This is a genomic window from Micromonospora sp. NPDC050695 (assembly GCF_040654415.1).
GTDB lineage: Bacteria > Actinomycetota > Actinomycetes > Mycobacteriales > Micromonosporaceae > Micromonospora.
Map to the genome: position 1 here is coordinate 176,902 of NZ_JBFAHZ010000004.1, position 14,176 is coordinate 191,077.

At 73.3% G+C, this 14,176-nt stretch carries 11 protein-coding genes; 7 read left to right on the forward strand and 4 right to left on the reverse strand.

The genetic code is table 11. The features are described 5' to 3' along the window. Positions 1 to 524: 524 nt before the first annotated feature. Positions 525 to 812, reverse strand: coding sequence for a hypothetical protein (locus AB0H52_RS04775; RefSeq protein ID WP_357945261.1), 288 nt, complete (start codon positions 810 to 812; stop codon positions 525 to 527). 101 nt (positions 813 to 913) lie between these two features. Here AB0H52_RS04775 and AB0H52_RS04780 point away from each other — a divergent pair, with 101 nt between their 5' ends. Beyond that, positions 914 to 1,762, forward strand: a complete 849-nt coding sequence (locus AB0H52_RS04780; protein WP_151492123.1) for a helix-turn-helix transcriptional regulator — start codon at positions 914 to 916, stop codon at positions 1,760 to 1,762. A 14-nt stretch (positions 1,763 to 1,776) separates the two neighbouring features. Then, positions 1,777 to 1,986 (forward strand): DUF397 domain-containing protein, encoded by a 210-nt coding sequence (locus tag AB0H52_RS04785; RefSeq protein ID WP_357945264.1) that lies wholly within the window; start codon positions 1,777 to 1,779, stop codon positions 1,984 to 1,986. A gap of 123 nt (positions 1,987 to 2,109) precedes the next feature. Here AB0H52_RS04785 and AB0H52_RS04790 read toward each other — a convergent pair whose 3' ends face one another. The 3 genes from AB0H52_RS04790 to AB0H52_RS04800 form a co-directional block, all read right to left on the reverse strand. After that, positions 2,110 to 3,087, reverse strand: coding sequence for a carbohydrate kinase family protein (locus AB0H52_RS04790; RefSeq protein WP_357945267.1), 978 nt, complete (start codon positions 3,085 to 3,087; stop codon positions 2,110 to 2,112). 180 nt (positions 3,088 to 3,267) lie between these two features. Beyond that, positions 3,268 to 3,636, reverse strand: coding sequence for an iron-sulfur cluster insertion protein ErpA (erpA, locus tag AB0H52_RS04795; RefSeq protein WP_007463211.1), 369 nt, complete (start codon positions 3,634 to 3,636; stop codon positions 3,268 to 3,270). Between the two features lie 182 nt (positions 3,637 to 3,818). Beyond that, positions 3,819 to 4,958 carry a glycerate kinase gene (locus AB0H52_RS04800; RefSeq protein ID WP_357945270.1) on the reverse strand — a complete coding sequence of 380 codons (1,140 nt, stop codon included), beginning with the start codon at positions 4,956 to 4,958 and terminating at the stop codon, positions 3,819 to 3,821. Positions 4,959 to 5,026: 68 nt separating this feature from the next. On the opposite strand from AB0H52_RS04800, the gene nadA reads away from it, so the two are divergent. The 5 genes from nadA to AB0H52_RS04825 all read left to right on the forward strand — a co-directional run bounded on the left by nadA (position 5,027) and on the right by AB0H52_RS04825 (position 14,174). Next, positions 5,027 to 6,202, forward strand: a complete 1,176-nt coding sequence (gene nadA, locus AB0H52_RS04805; RefSeq protein ID WP_151492127.1) for a quinolinate synthase NadA — start codon at positions 5,027 to 5,029, stop codon at positions 6,200 to 6,202. A 212-nt stretch (positions 6,203 to 6,414) separates the two neighbouring features. Further along, the gene (gene murA, locus AB0H52_RS04810; protein WP_151492128.1) at positions 6,415 to 7,770 is read left to right on the forward strand and encodes a UDP-N-acetylglucosamine 1-carboxyvinyltransferase; all 1,356 of its coding nucleotides are present in this window, start codon (positions 6,415 to 6,417) and stop codon (positions 7,768 to 7,770) included. A gap of 74 nt (positions 7,771 to 7,844) precedes the next feature. Beyond that, entirely contained in the window at positions 7,845 to 8,438 is a 594-nt protein-coding gene (locus AB0H52_RS04815) for a DUF3043 domain-containing protein (protein WP_151492129.1), read from the forward strand. A 140-nt stretch (positions 8,439 to 8,578) separates the two neighbouring features. Continuing rightward, positions 8,579 to 9,139, forward strand: coding sequence for an XRE family transcriptional regulator (locus AB0H52_RS04820; RefSeq protein ID WP_151492130.1), 561 nt, complete (start codon positions 8,579 to 8,581; stop codon positions 9,137 to 9,139). Positions 9,140 to 9,524: 385 nt separating this feature from the next. Then, positions 9,525 to 14,174 (forward strand): WG repeat-containing protein, encoded by a 4,650-nt coding sequence (locus tag AB0H52_RS04825; RefSeq protein ID WP_357945275.1) that lies wholly within the window; start codon positions 9,525 to 9,527, stop codon positions 14,172 to 14,174. Positions 14,175 to 14,176: the final 2 nt, after the last annotated feature.

A 14,176-nucleotide genomic window follows, 5' to 3' on the forward strand; every position in this document is an offset into this window, starting at 1 on the left:
GTCGACGCCGTGATCAGCCGGCCTGATCGGCACCACACTGCCGAAGCCCCCGCCCGCCAGCACCTCACGGGGCACCGCGCCGGCATGTGCAGCCGGTCGGCCCGAGCGAGGCCGATCTCGATGAGGACGGACGCCGACAGAGCGCCCACCATCCGCTCGACCACGGCCTCGGCCGGGTTCGCAGGACGTCGAGGGCTAACTCCGACCCGAGCGCGTCCTCAGCCCAGTGGATGAGGTGCCGACCGGGCACCGGCGCGGCCAACAGCACCGGCTCCTGCCAGCAGCTCAGGTGCACACCCGAGGGCACCCGGGTGAGGAGAAAAGCGGGGCACTTTCCACCCAGGGTGCCTTTCATGACCATCCTCCCGTCTGTCGCTCGTGCCCGTAACAACGGGTTGTCGAGTTACAGCGAGGTGGTCGGAAGGTTCCCGCGAGCCGTCCTGCCGGTGAAGCCCTGTCCGTGGGTCACCGGAGGAGGCGGGCTCTCGGCCCTACGATGTCCGCCGCATCCACTGACTGTGACATCATTCGTCGATCCAGATCAGCCTCAGTCGACGGCCCGACCGGGCAAAGAGCCGCACCGCGCTGTCCGGGCTCCGAAACCTCCCGGTGAGCGCCTGCTCGTCATCGCAGAGTAGGGCGCTGTCCTCGAATGCGAGACCCCAGGCGAAGACCCGTCCGTCGATTCGGTCCCCGTGCTCCTCGCAGATCGCGAAGCGCCGGGGAGCGCAGGCGTTGGCCAGCTCGACCAGCATCAGGTGGAACTCTTCCTGAGTGCCGAGCGGTGCGGTAACCGGATCGAGCATGGACACCTCCAACTAGTTTGTAGCTATACGTATAGCCGCATACCTTGCACTATGGAAGACGGAACGGCAAAATAGCCCTGACGTTGAACTCACTGGAGGCGAGCCCGATGGGACCCCGGACCGACCCCTCGGCCCTGCGCTGGCTGATCGGCGCCGAACTCGGCCGCTACCGACGCGAGGCGACGATGACGCTCGTGGAACTGGCCGGCAGAACCGGCATCGGCAAGCCGAAGCTCGGCCATATGGAGACCGGGCGCTACCAGCAGTTCCCGGAGGACATCGCGGCCGTGCTCCGGGCCTGCGGAGCGGACCAACCCGCGATCGACCGACTCACCACGCTCGCCACCCGGTCAGACGCCAAGACCTGGTGGGCACCGTGGGCCGCGGTGATGCCCGACTGGTTCAAGACGTACGTGGGCTTGGAAGGGCTGGCCGACGGCGCGTTCGTCTTCGAGTCCATGGTCATCCCCGGTCTGCTCCAGACCGAGGACTACGCCCAGGCGCTGACCCTCGGCACCGGGTTCGTCCGCCCGGACCACGCCGAGCGATTCGTGTCGTTTCGGCAGACGCGGGCCCGACGGCTCACCGACGACGACCCGCTCGTCCTGCACGCCGTGATCGGTGAGGCGGCCCTGCGGCTACGGGTCAACGGCGACGAGACCCGTCGAGCCCAGCTCGCACACCTGATCACCATGTCCGAGTTGCCGAACGTCACCGTGCAGGTGCTCCGCCCCGAGGACGGGCCGCATGCCGCAACGCCGCTCGGCAAGTTCGTCCTGCTGGACTTCGTTCACGTCCGGCCGATCGCCTACACCGAGGTGCTCGACGGGGCGATGTACGTGCAGGATCCGGACGGTGTGCGGACCTATAACATGGTGGCAGACAATCTGCGCCAGGTCGCCCTCTCGCCCGCCGAATCGCGCGCGTTGATCAGGGAGCTGGCCGGCGCGGCCTAGCCCCGGAGGCCACCGTGTCCACCCCCGACCTCGCCACCGCCCGCTGGTTCGTCAGCAGCCGCAGCGCCAACAACGGCGATTGCGTGGAGTGCGCCGTCCTGCCCGGTCAGATGGCGGTGCGAGACAGCAAGGACCGCTCGGGCCCGGTGCTCGTCTTCCCCGCGTACCAATGGTCAGCCTTCATCGCCGTGACCGCAGCCGGTGGGCTCGGAGCGTCCCGCTAACCCCCGCACCCCATGACGCTCGGCCTGCCGCTTCCAGCTCAGGCAGCGTCGCGCCCCAGCCGGGGCGCCTCGGTGCTGTGCACGCGCCAGCGAGCACAGCACCGCGGGCAACCAGAAGCTCGCTCACGGCAGGAGGAGGGCGCGTACCTCGTCGGCCGCGGTGTCGCCATACGACTCGGCGAGCCGCTTGACGAACAGGTCGGGGCGGACGTCGTACTCCTGGGTGCCGACCGTCTCCAGGACCAGCGTGGCCAGCAGCGAGCCGACCTGGGCGGCGCGTTCCAGACCGAGCCCCCAGGAGAGCGCGGTGAAGAAGCCGGCCCGGAAGCCGTCGCCCACCCCGGTCGGGTCGACCGCCCGGATCTCCCGCGCGATCGGCACGTGGATCGGGTCGATGCCCCGCCCGGCGATCTCCACACCGTGCTTGCCCAGCGTGGTGACCCGCACCTTGACCAGGTCCAGCAGCTGGTCGTCGCTCAGCTGCGCCTTGCTCTGCAGCAGCGACTTCTCGTAGTCGTTGGTCATCAGGTACTCGGCGCCCTCGATGAGCGCCACCACGTCCTCGCCGCCCATCCGGGCGAGCTGCTGCGACGGGTCGGCGGCGAACGCGTACCCGCGGGTGCGGCACTCGGCCGAGTGCCGCAGCATCGCCTCCGGGTCGTTGGCGCTGACCAGCACCAGATCCAGACCGCCGAGCCGGTCGGCGACCGGCGCCAGCTCGATGTTGCGGGCCTCACTCATCGCGCCGGCGTAGAACGACGCGATCTGGCACATGTCAGTGTCGGTGGTGCAGACGAACCGGGCGGTGTGCGCCACCTCGCTGACGTGCACCGAGTCGCAGTCGACGCCGTGCCGCTCCAGCCAGGAGCGGTAGTCGGCGAAGTCGGCGCCGACCGCGCCGAGCAGCACCGGGCGCAGGCCCAGCTGCCCCATGCCGAAGGAGATGTTCGCCGCCACGCCGCCGCGGCGGAGCACCAGGTCGTCCACCAGGAAGGACAGCGACACCTTGTGCAGTTGATCGGCGATGAGCTGGTCGGCGAAGCGACCGGGGAAGCTCATCAGGTGATCGGTGGCGATCGAGCCGGTCACGGCGATCTTCATGTCAACCCTCGGGGTCGGGAGCAGGGCGCGGTCAGCCTACCGGCCCGGCAACCCGATGGTGTCCGGTCGGTCGGACATCGGCAACCGAGCGGTAACCCGCCTGCCGGGAGCGCTCCCCGACACGAACGACGGGGCCGCCCCGAAGGACGGCCCCGTCATCGCTGGCGCGTGGTGCGCGACTCAGTTGAACGAGTCACCGCAGGCGCAGGAGTTGCCCGCGTTGGGGTTGTCGATGGTGAAGCCCTGGGCGTCGATCCGGTCGGCGAAGTCGATCGTCGCGCCGGACAGGTACGGGGCGCTCATCCGGTCGACGACGACCTCGACACCACCGAAATCGGTGACGACATCACCGTCGAGCGAACGCTCGTCGAAGAAGAGCTGGTACCGCAGGCCGGAGCAGCCACCCGGCTGCACCGCGACGCGGAGCCGCAGGTCGTCGCGGCCCTCCTGCTCGATCAGGGCCTTGACCTTCTGCGCCGCGACGTCGGTGAGGACGACGGAAGTAGGGGCCTGGGCCTCGGTCGACTCGGTCTGCGCTGGCGTGGTCACGTGGAAGTCTCCCTGCGCGGTTTGGGTCCGGACGCACTGGCCAACGCCGCGCGCCGTCCAGTGATTCCCGGTTGTGGTCCTTTCCCGATCGTACGCCGCCCCGGCCGGACGCACCCGCGTGGCGTGACCCCCGCCGCAGGTCGACCCGGTCGTGACCCGGACGACCGGACGACTCGGACCGCTCAGCGGCTCCACTGCCGGGCCAGCCGGGCGCCCAGCTCGCGCAGCCCGTCCGCGGGGCGGCTCAGCGCGGCGTCGAGCCCGCCGGCCTCCTCCCCACCGAAGTGCTCCACCAGGCTGTACGCGTCGGTCACCCCGGCCGACGCGGCCTCCCGTCGGCCGGTGCTCACCTGGCCGGCCACCACCACGCAGGGGACGCCCCGGTCCCGTGCCGCGCCGGCCACTCCGGCGACCACCTTGCCGCGCAGCGACTGGTGGTCGAAGGACCCCTCGCCGGTGATCACCAGGTCGACGGTGTCCAGCGCGGCGTCCAGTGCGGTGGCCCGGGTGACCAGGCCGATGCCCGACTCGCAGCCGCCACCCAGGGCGAGGATGGCCGCGCCGAGACCACCGGCGGCACCGCCACCGGGCAGCGCGCCGAGACCGACCGGGCAGCCGGGCAGGTCCCGTTCCAGCACGCGCGCGAAGCGCTCCAGCGCGGCGTCGAGCAGCAGGACGTCGGCGCGGTCGGCGCCCTTCTGCGGGCCGAACACGTTGCTGGCGCCGTGCAGGCCGAGCAGCGGGTTGTCGACGTCGGTGGCGGCCACCAGCCGGGCGTCGCGCAGCCGGGGCGCGCCGTCGAGGGCGTCGACCAGGGCCAACGCCGCCCCGCCGTACGGCAGTGCGGCACCCGCCGCGTCGAGGGGTGTCACGCCCAGCGCGGCGAGCATGCCGGCGCCGGCGTCGTTGGTGCCGGAACCGCCCAGCCCGATCATGACCGTCCGTGCGCCGCTCTCCACCGCGGCGGCCACGAGCAGGCCCAGCCCGTACGAGGTGGTGGTCTTCGGGTCGCGTTCGGCGGCGGCGAGCAGGTGCAGCCCGCACGCCTGGGCGCTCTCCAGGTAGGCGGTCGCGCCGTCGGCGGTGAGCAGGATCTCACCGGCCGCCGGCCGGCCCAGCGGGTCGACCGTCGGCACCGGTACGCGCCGACCGCCGAGGGCCTCGGCGAGCACCTCCACGAAGCCCGGCCCGCCGTCGGCGAGTGGCCGGATCAGCAGATCGTCTCCGTCGGTGACGGTGCGCCAACCGGCTGCGACCGCGGCGGCCACCTCCGGTGCGGGCAGGGTGCCGGCGAACTTGTCCGGGCAGAGCAGCACGCGCATGCCGAGCAGTGTGGCAGCCCACACCGACGGACGCGGTGGCGCGCTCGCGCTGTGGGACCATGGGGGACGTGACTTCGACCTGGGCGGAACCCTCCAACACGGCGACGGCTCTGCTGCTGCTCGGCCGGGGCAGCGACCCCGACACCGAGCGCGGCGTCGAGTGTCCGGGCGACCTGCCGGCGCCCAGCGATCCGGATCTGGTGGCCCGTGCCACGGCGGCGAAGGCGAAGCTGGGCAGCAAGGTGTTCGTGCTGGGGCACCACTACCAGCGCGACGAGGTGATCCAGTTCGCGGACGTGACCGGCGACTCGTTCAAGCTGGCCCGGGAGGCGGCGGCGCGTCCGGACGCGGAGTACATCGTCTTCTGCGGCGTGCACTTCATGGCCGAGAGCGCCGACATCCTCACCACGGACAGCCAGCGGGTGATCCTGCCCGACCTGGCGGCGGGCTGCTCGATGGCGGACATGGCCGTGCTGGGCCAGGTCGAGGCCGCCTGGGACACGCTGACCGAGCTGGGCATCGCCGCGGAGACCGTCCCGGTGACGTACATGAACTCCTCGGCTGACATCAAGGGCTTCGTCGGCCGCAACGGTGGCGTGGTCTGCACGTCGTCGAACGCCAAGCGCGCCCTGGACTGGGCGTTCGAGCAGGGGTCGAAGGTGCTCTTCCTGCCCGACCAGCACCTGGGCCGCAACACGGCGGTGCTGGAGATGGGCCTGTCGCTGGACGACTGCGTCCTCTACGACCCGCACAAGCCCGGTGGCGGCCGCACGCCGGAGCAGCTGCGCGACGCCAAGATGATCCTCTGGCGGGGGCACTGCTCGGTGCACGGCCGGTTCACCCTGGAGAGCGTCAACGACGTCCGCGAGCGGGTGCCCGGGGTGAACGTGCTGGTCCACCCGGAGTGCCGGCACGAGGTGGTCACGGCCGCCGACCACGTGGGCTCGACCGAGTACATCATCAAGACCATCGAGGCGGCGCCGGCCGGCTCGGCGTGGGCGCTCGGCACGGAGCTGAACCTGGTCCGCCGGCTGGCGTTGGCCCATCCGGACAAGCAGATCATGTTCCTGGACAAGGCCGTCTGCTACTGCTCGACGATGAACCGGATCGACCTGCCGCACCTGGTCTGGGCCCTCGAGGAGCTGGTCGCCGGTCGGGTGGTCAACCAGATCACGGTGGACGCCGACACCGCCCACCACGCCCGGGTGGCACTGGACCAGATGCTCGCCCTGCCCGGCGCATGATTACGATCCGTGACGCCTTTGGCACACAAAAGCGCCGGATCACCGATTAATGCCACACACGCCGATGTGACCGAGTCCTTTTTCGTCACCGAGGGCTATGCTGCCGGAGCGACGACGCAAGCGGGCCGTTTCGATATGGCCGCTTCCGGGGTAGCGACAAGGTTCACGCTCCCCACCATCAACACAGCAGCACCGACGCGCTGGAGGTTGCGTTGACCGACGACGTCCTGGTCGTGCATGGAGGCACTCCGCTCGAAGGGCGGATCCGCGTGCGCGGCGCGAAGAACCTGGTTTCGAAGGCGATGGTCGCCGCGTTGCTCGGTGACAGCCCGAGCCGGCTGTTCGACGTGCCGAAGATCCGCGACGTCGAGGTGGTCCGCGGTCTGCTCGGTCTGCACGGCGTCAAGGTGACCGACGGCGCCGAGAACGGCGAGCTCGTCTTCGACCCCGCGAACGTGGAGAGCGCCAGCACCGACCAGATCAACGTGCACGCCGGCTCGAGCCGGATCCCGATCCTGTTCTGCGGTCCGCTGCTGCACCGGCTCGGGCACGCGTTCATCCCCGACCTGGGCGGCTGCCACATCGGCCCGCGTCCGATCGACTTCCACCTGCAGGCGCTGCGGGAGTTCGGCGCGACGGTCGACAAGCGGCCCGAGGGTCTGCACCTGTCCGCGCCGAACGGCCTGCACGGCACCAAGTTCGCGCTGCCGTACCCGAGTGTCGGCGCCACCGAGCAGGTGCTGCTGAGCGCGGTGCTGGCCGAGGGCGTCACCGAGCTGCGCAACGCCGCGGTGGAGCCGGAGATCGTCGACCTGATCTGCATCCTGCAGAAGATGGGCGCGATCATCAAGGTGCACACCGACCGGGTGATCGAGATCCAGGGTGTGCCCAAGCTGCACGGCTACACCCACCGGCCGATCCCGGACCGGATCGAGGCGGCGAGCTGGGCCGCCGCCGCCCTGGCCACCCGGGGCCACGTCGAGGTGCTCGGCGCACAGCAGGCCGACATGATGACCTTCCTGAACATCTTCCGGTCGGTCGGCGGTGAGTACGAGGTCACCGACGCACGTGCGCCGAAGCTGGGCGACCCGGGCCAGGAGGGCGGCATCCGCTTCTGGCACCCCGGTGGCGAGCTGAACGCGGTGGCACTGGAGACCGACGTGCACCCCGGCTTCATGACCGACTGGCAGCAGCCGCTGGTCGTGGCGCTGACCCAGGCCCGCGGCCTGTCGATCGTCCACGAGACGGTCTACGAGCAGCGGCTGGGCTACACCGAGGCACTGAACTCGATGGGCGCCAACATCCAGGTCTACCGGGACTGCCTCGGCGGCACCCCGTGCCGCTTCGGCCGGCGCAACTTCAAGCACTCCGCGGTGATCGCCGGGCCGAGCAAGCTGCACGCCGCCGACCTGGTCATCCCCGACCTGCGGGCCGGGTTCAGCCACCTGATCGCGGCGCTCGCGGCCGAGGGCACCTCCCGGGTGTACGGCGTCGACCTGATCAACCGGGGCTACGAGGACTTCGAGGCCAAGCTCGCCGATCTGGGCGCGCACGCCGAGCGTCCGTAACCCCGACCACATACTGTTCGCGCCCGGTGCACCGCGATGTGCACCGGGCGCGGCGCGTTGGCTACCCTTGCCGCGTGCCGTCGCTCTTTCGCCGCAAGTCCACCGACCTCGTCGACGAGGCCGTCACCTCGGTGACCCCCGGGGAGACCGCCGACCGTCCCCGGGGTTACACCCCGGCCAAGGGTCGGGAGACGCCGAAGCGGCCGACCGTCGGCCGTCGCCCGGCCGGCCCCAGCCGTCCTCTGACCAAGGAGGAGGAGCGGGAGCGCCGCCGCCAGTTGCGGGCCGAGGCCGCGTCGGAGTTCCGCCGCGAGGGTGGCCCCCGCGACCGGGGCCCGGAGCGGTTGCTGGCACGCAACGTGGTCGACTCCCGCCGTACCGTCGGCACCTGGTTCTTCGGCGGCGCGCTGATCGTGCTGATCGGGTCGAACGCGGCGATGCCGCCGCTGGTCCGGTTGATCTCCAACGTGCTCTGGGGCGCGTTGGCGTTGGGCGTGGTCGTCGACTCGGTGCTGATCTGCCGCAAGATCGGCAAGCTGGTCCGGGAACGCTTCCCGAAGACCGACCAGCGGATGGGCTCGCTCTACCTGTACGCGGTGATGCGGTCGATCACCTTCCGTCGGATGCGCGCTCCGGCTCCTCAGGTGAAGCTCGGCGAGAAGGTCTGAGCGCCGCGCCGCGATGAGCGGCATCGGATGAGCACGAAGCATCCGGGGCCCGGTCGTTCGTTGTACCGTTCGCATAGTTCACCCTGGTGAACAGGTCGTCGCTGTGCGGTGCAACCACACTGATCCCCTGGAGCGAAGCCATGTCTCCCGAGCCGGCCGCCCCGCTGACCACCATCGCCAGCGCCCTGCGTCGGGAACGGGAACGGGTCGGCATCTCCCTGACCGAGCTCGCCCGCCGGGCCGGGGTCGCCAAGTCCACGCTCTCCCACCTGGAGTCCGGGACCGGAAACCCGGGCGTGGAGACGCTGTGGGCGCTCAGTGAAGCGCTCGGCGTACCGCTCAGTCGGCTGGTGGAGCCGGCCGCGGACGGCGTACGGGTGATCCGGGCCGGCGACGGCCCGCAGGTCCGCTCGGAGCAGGCCGACTTCACCGGCACCCTGCTCAGCGCCGGGGCCGCGCATCTGCGGCGGGACATCTATCTGATCAGGTTGGAGCCCGGCGCGGTCCGTACCGCGGACGCGCACACGCCGCGCAGCGTCGAGCACGTGGTGGTCGCCGCCGGGCGGCTGCGGCTGGGGCCCGCATCGGGCCTCGTCGACCTCGATCCCGGCGACTACGCCACGTTCCCCGGCGACGCGCCGCACCGCTACGAGGCGCTGCGTCCGGGCACCTTCGCCGTCCTCGTCATGGAGCATCCCTGACCCTGGGGCGGGTGTCCCGCGCGAGCCGCTGGGCCGATGGTTGGGATATCGTCGAAGGTCAGATTGGGTTATAGACCCAAATGTCCGAAACCATGGGATAACGTTTGCGCCCATGGGCGGTGCCACAGTGGCGGTGAGAGAGCCCACGCCGTTACCCTCCATCCGCAGCCACGCCCTGCTGGAACGGGCGACCTGACCGGCACGCGAGGCCCCAGCGCGACAATTTGCAACGAGGTGACAACGCCGTGAGCGAGCGGACGCGAGCCGGCCACCGGGGCGTGGCAGGCGGCGACCGGACGCCCGGCGGTCACTGCGGCACGACCGCGGACGGCGCACCTCGGACGGGGATCGGCCGAACGGCCGGGTGTGGCGACGGGCTCGGCGGATGAGCGGGCGCTACACCGACCGGTGGCGGGATCCGAACGAACCGTCCTGGGTGGTCGAACCGACCACCGAGTGGCATCCCCAGTTCCCCGGCCAGCGCTACCCCGGCGACATCGGGATGTCCCACCAACCACCCCCGCCGCCACGCGGCCGGGCCACCGTGGTCGGCCGCACCGAGGTCCCACCACTGGCACCCACTCGCCCCGACGGCACCTACCTCGGCCGATCGTGGGCCGACGAGCCCCCAGCCGAACAGGACCCGTACGGCCGCTCCTGGCCCGACGAGGAGCCGGGCCACGGGCGGTCCTGGGCTGACGACGACCACGGCTACGGCCGTCCCCGCGGCGACGATCGTCCGATCGAGGCCGCCGGCCGCGGCCGGCCCGCCGACATCCGCCACTACGACCACGAGCCGTACCGACGGCCACTGCCCGAGCCGCCCCGGCGTGACGACCGCCGCTCCGCCGAGCCGGACCGGCGGACCGCCTGGTCCGAGCGACGCTCCGGCGACGAGCGCGCACCGGCCCGCGAGGCCGCCTGGCAGCGCGACCAGCCCGCGACTGAGCGGTACGACACCCGCCGGTCCCGCCACGAGCCGACCGAACGGGACCGGGGATACCCGAGCGCGCCACCGGTCTCCCCCGCACCCCGCACCGAACCCGGTTGGGTTCGGGAACCCGAGGAGCCGCCGCGCCGGCGGGCCGCGCAGGATCGGCCGGCCGCCGACTACGAACGACCCCCCGCCGACGGGTACGGGGTCCGACCCACCCGGGGTCACGACGGCCGCCCGGTGGACGGCTGGGCCGCCGAGGGAGCCGGCCAGTGGGCGCCCGTGGACAGCCGCCCGCGCTACCGCCCGGACGGTCAGCCCGAGCGACTGCCCGACGACGCCCGCCGGCCTGAGCGGGCCCCCGACGACTCCCGCCGGCCCGAGCGGGCCCCCGACGACCCCCGCCGGCCTGAGCGGGCCCCCGACGACTCCCGCCGGCCCGAGCGACTGCCCGACGACTCCCGCCGGCCCGAGCGGGCCGCCGACGACGTCCGGCCGGTGGCACGGGCCCGGCCGGACGCCGGCGTGCCGGTCGAGCGGCGGTACCGCCCGGACGACGGTGGCACCACACCACGGACGGCCGACGACGGACGTCGCCGCCGACCCGACGCGGAGGCACCGGGGCAGCCGCGCAGGGACGACGAGCGACGCCGACCGGACGCCGACCCGCACCGGCAGCAGCCACGCGAGGCGGCGGCCCGCGCCGAGACGTACCCGGACCGACGCCCCCGCGAGGAGGCCCGGCCGGACACGTACCGCGAGGCGCGGCCACAGCCCGGCCACCGACCCGACGGCGGCCTGCCCTGGCCACCGCCGGGTCCGGTGCGCCAGGACCGCGCCCGGGAGGTGGGCCACCGCCCCGAGACGCACCGCACCGCCGAACCACACCGCCCTGCCGACCCCGGCGTGGCGGCGCGGCCGGCTGCCCGTTCCGAGCGCGCGCCGGCCCCGCCACCCCGGTACGACGAGCGGCCCGCGCATCCCGCCGCGGCGGCCACGCCTCCACCGGCCGCCCCTGGTCGGACCGCACCGGTGCCACCGGCGCCCGTGTCCCCGGCCACGCCGGGCACCGGGCGCGCCACCCCGGCCCGCCCGGAGCGACCGGTGTCCCCCGCGCCCGTCTCGCCGGCCGCACCCGACTGGAACCGACCGGTCTCGGCCGCCCCGGTCTCCCCCGCCTGGAACCGACCGGTCTCGGCCGCTCCGGTCTCCCCCGCCTCGACGGGCCACGGGCACCGGGCGACCGACCCCAGCCCGCCGCATCGTCCGGATCGGGACCGACCGGTGTCGGCGGCACCCGTCTCACCGGCAGCGGACGTACCCGTCTCCGGCCCGCCGGCCGCCCGGCTCCGGCTGGAGTTCCTGCCCGCGCCGGTGGATCCACCGCGGACCGACGAACCCTCGCTGTCTCCCGAGCGTCGGACGCCGTCCGAGCCGGCGCCGACCGCCTCCGCTCAACCCGCCGCACCGCCGCGCTACCCGGGGGCGAGCCCCGCAGGCCGCTCCGGCGACGGGCGGCGGGGCGACGAGCAGGCAGCCGATAGCCGAACGACCGGCGAGACGGCACCGCCCAGCTGGCAGCACCCGGATCGGGCGACCACCCGGCCGACCCCGGCGACCACGCCACCGCCGGGCACGCCCGCAACGCCCGCGATGGACGCCGGTCCGGCGCTTCCGGTCGCCCCGGGCGTGCCGCGCCGCTACGTTCCACCGCCGCCCTCGGAATCATCGGTGCCGCCCGCAACGGAACCGGCCGAGGCTCCGGTGCGGGGGCCGGACGCCTGGTTCAATCCCGCCCAGCAGGCGGAGTCCGACCAGGACGAGACAACGACGGACCATTCGGCGACCGGCGCAGGGTCGGTCCTCGACGACGCGGCCAACTCGTCGCCAGTGACCGCGGAGCGGCAGGAGCGGCGCACGACGTCCGCCGAGCCGACGACCGGTGGCCCGCCGACGGACCGACGGCCCGACCCGACTGTCGAGCCGGTCGCGCCCCCAGTCTCCGCGCCGCCCGCGTACCCGGTCTCCGCGCCACCCGCGCGCCCGGTCTCCGCACCGCCCGTGTCCGCTCCACCCGCGGCCTCGGTCTCGGCACCACCCGCGTACCCGGTCTCCGCGCCACCCGCGTACCCGGACTCCGCGCCACCCGCGTACCCGGACTCCGCACCGCCCGTGTCCGCTCCACCCGCGCGTCCGGTTTCCGCGCCGCCCGCGCGACCCGTGTCCGCGCCCGACGACGCGACGGCGTCCACCGGGTCGCTCCCCGCGTCTGCGGACGGCGAGGCCGCCGGCGACCCCTGGGGCGACGACGACGACGTACCTACGGAGCCCGGACCCGGATCGACGGCGCTCGGGCCGGTGTCCGGTCCACCGGCGCGCCCGGTCTCCGGGGCGCCGAGCGTCACGACGCCGCACGAGCACACCGAACCCGCCCCTGAACCTTCCGGCCGCGCCTCCGAGGTTTCCAGCGAGCCGGCCGACGTCACGGACCCCGAGGCAGCGGCCCGGCCACCGGCGCCGGTCTCGGACAGCGACCACCAGTCGGCTCCCGTCCCGGCCGTCACGCCTGCCGACCCGGACGAGGGCGACCCGGGCGAGGACGACCCGGCGGCCGAGGTGAGCTCCACGCCACCCGACCACGACGCGGACCAGCCCGTCTCCGCGCCGCCCGTGTCCACACCGGAAGCACCCGTGTCGGGCGTGCCTGCCATGGCCATCCCCGGGCCGCGGACCGGGTCGCCCGGGGAGAACGCACCGGTGTCCGCGCCGCCCGCCGACCCGCCGGAGCCGACCCGTCCGTCGTTGGCCGACCCGGGCGACCCGGAGCAGGTCCTGGGGGCGTACCGCTGGCGGCTGGACCCGGTCACCCTGCGCGAGGAGCTGACCGAGCCCGACGACCTGCGAGCCATCCGGCGGCGGCTGACCGAGAAGTTGGGCTCGGCCATCGACAACCGGACGCGGGCGCGACTGCTCAGCCTGCGGGCGGTGGCCTCCCGGATCCTCGGCGAACTGGACGACGCGCTGGCCGACGGTCGGCTCGCCCTCACCTACGCCGAGGCCACCGGCGAGCTGCGCCGGACCGCGCTGGCCCAGGCCCGGCTGGCCCACGTGCTGCGCTGGCGCGGCGACTTCGCCGAGGCCGACCTGCTGTTCGCCCGGGCGAACTCGATCGAGCTGCCGGACCGGTTGCGGGCCGCGCTGCACGAGCACGCCGGGCGGTCCTGCCACGACCAGGGGCGGCTGATGGAGGCGTGCCACCACTTCGAGCGGGCGCTCGACCTGCGCGGCGCCGGCGACCCGGAGCTGCTGGACCGGGTCCGGGTGGCCCTCGACGCGGTCACCGCCCGCGCGTCGGCGGACGGCTTCGGGCCGTACCCCCGGAGTCGGGACGACATCCTCGACCGTGACCGACCCCCGATGCCGGGCCGGGACGGACCGCTGTGGGGGTACACCGACCCGGACGGCGAGCTGGTCATCCCGGCCCGGTACGCGGAGGTGCAGGCGTTCCACGACGGGCTGGCGTGGGTCCGGCGCCCGGACACCGACCGCTGGTCGCTGATCAACCTGCTCGGTACGACGGTGATCCAGCCGTCGTACCGGATGGCGCGCCCGTTCAGCGACGGCCTGGCGTGGGTGGTCGGCGACGGCGGTTGGACGGCCATCGACGCGACCGGCGCGGTGCAGGTGCCGCCCAACTTCGCCGAGGTGCGCCCGTTCCGGCGCGGGGTGGCCGCGGTACGGCGTGAGGGGTGGGGCGCGGTCGACCGGAACGGCCGGATCGTGGTGCCCACCCGCTACCACGGGTTCAGCACCGAGCTGGCCGACGGCGAGCAGATCGACGGGTTCACCGACGAGGGTCTCGCCGTCGTCGACGTGGCGGGTCGACGCGGTGTGGTGGATCGCTCCGGTGCGGTGCTGGTGCCGCCGGCGCACCCGATGCTGGTCATCCATCCGGTGGCGTTCCTCATCGGCAGCGCCACCGGCCGGTGGGGTGCGCTGGACCGCCGGGGTGAGCCGCTGATCGACCCGGTGCACCGCGACCGGGCCGAGGTGCTCGCGGAGATCGACCGGTTGCTCACCGACGCGAACCCGGTGCTCTGAGA

Coding starts and splice junctions, on each gene's coding strand:
- AB0H52_RS04820 (WP_151492130.1), top strand. CDS start 8,579: ATGTCTCCCGAGCCGGCCGCCCCGCTGACCACCATCGCCAGCGCCCTG.
- AB0H52_RS04825 (WP_357945275.1), top strand. CDS start 9,525: ATGAGCGGGCGCTACACCGACCGGTGGCGGGATCCGAACGAACCGTCC.
- AB0H52_RS04780 (WP_151492123.1), top strand. CDS start 914: ATGGGACCCCGGACCGACCCCTCGGCCCTGCGCTGGCTGATCGGCGCC.
- AB0H52_RS04800 (WP_357945270.1), bottom strand. CDS start 4,958: ATGCGCGTGCTGCTCTGCCCGGACAAGTTCGCCGGCACCCTGCCCGCA.
- AB0H52_RS04790 (WP_357945267.1), bottom strand. CDS start 3,087: ATGAAGATCGCCGTGACCGGCTCGATCGCCACCGATCACCTGATGAGC.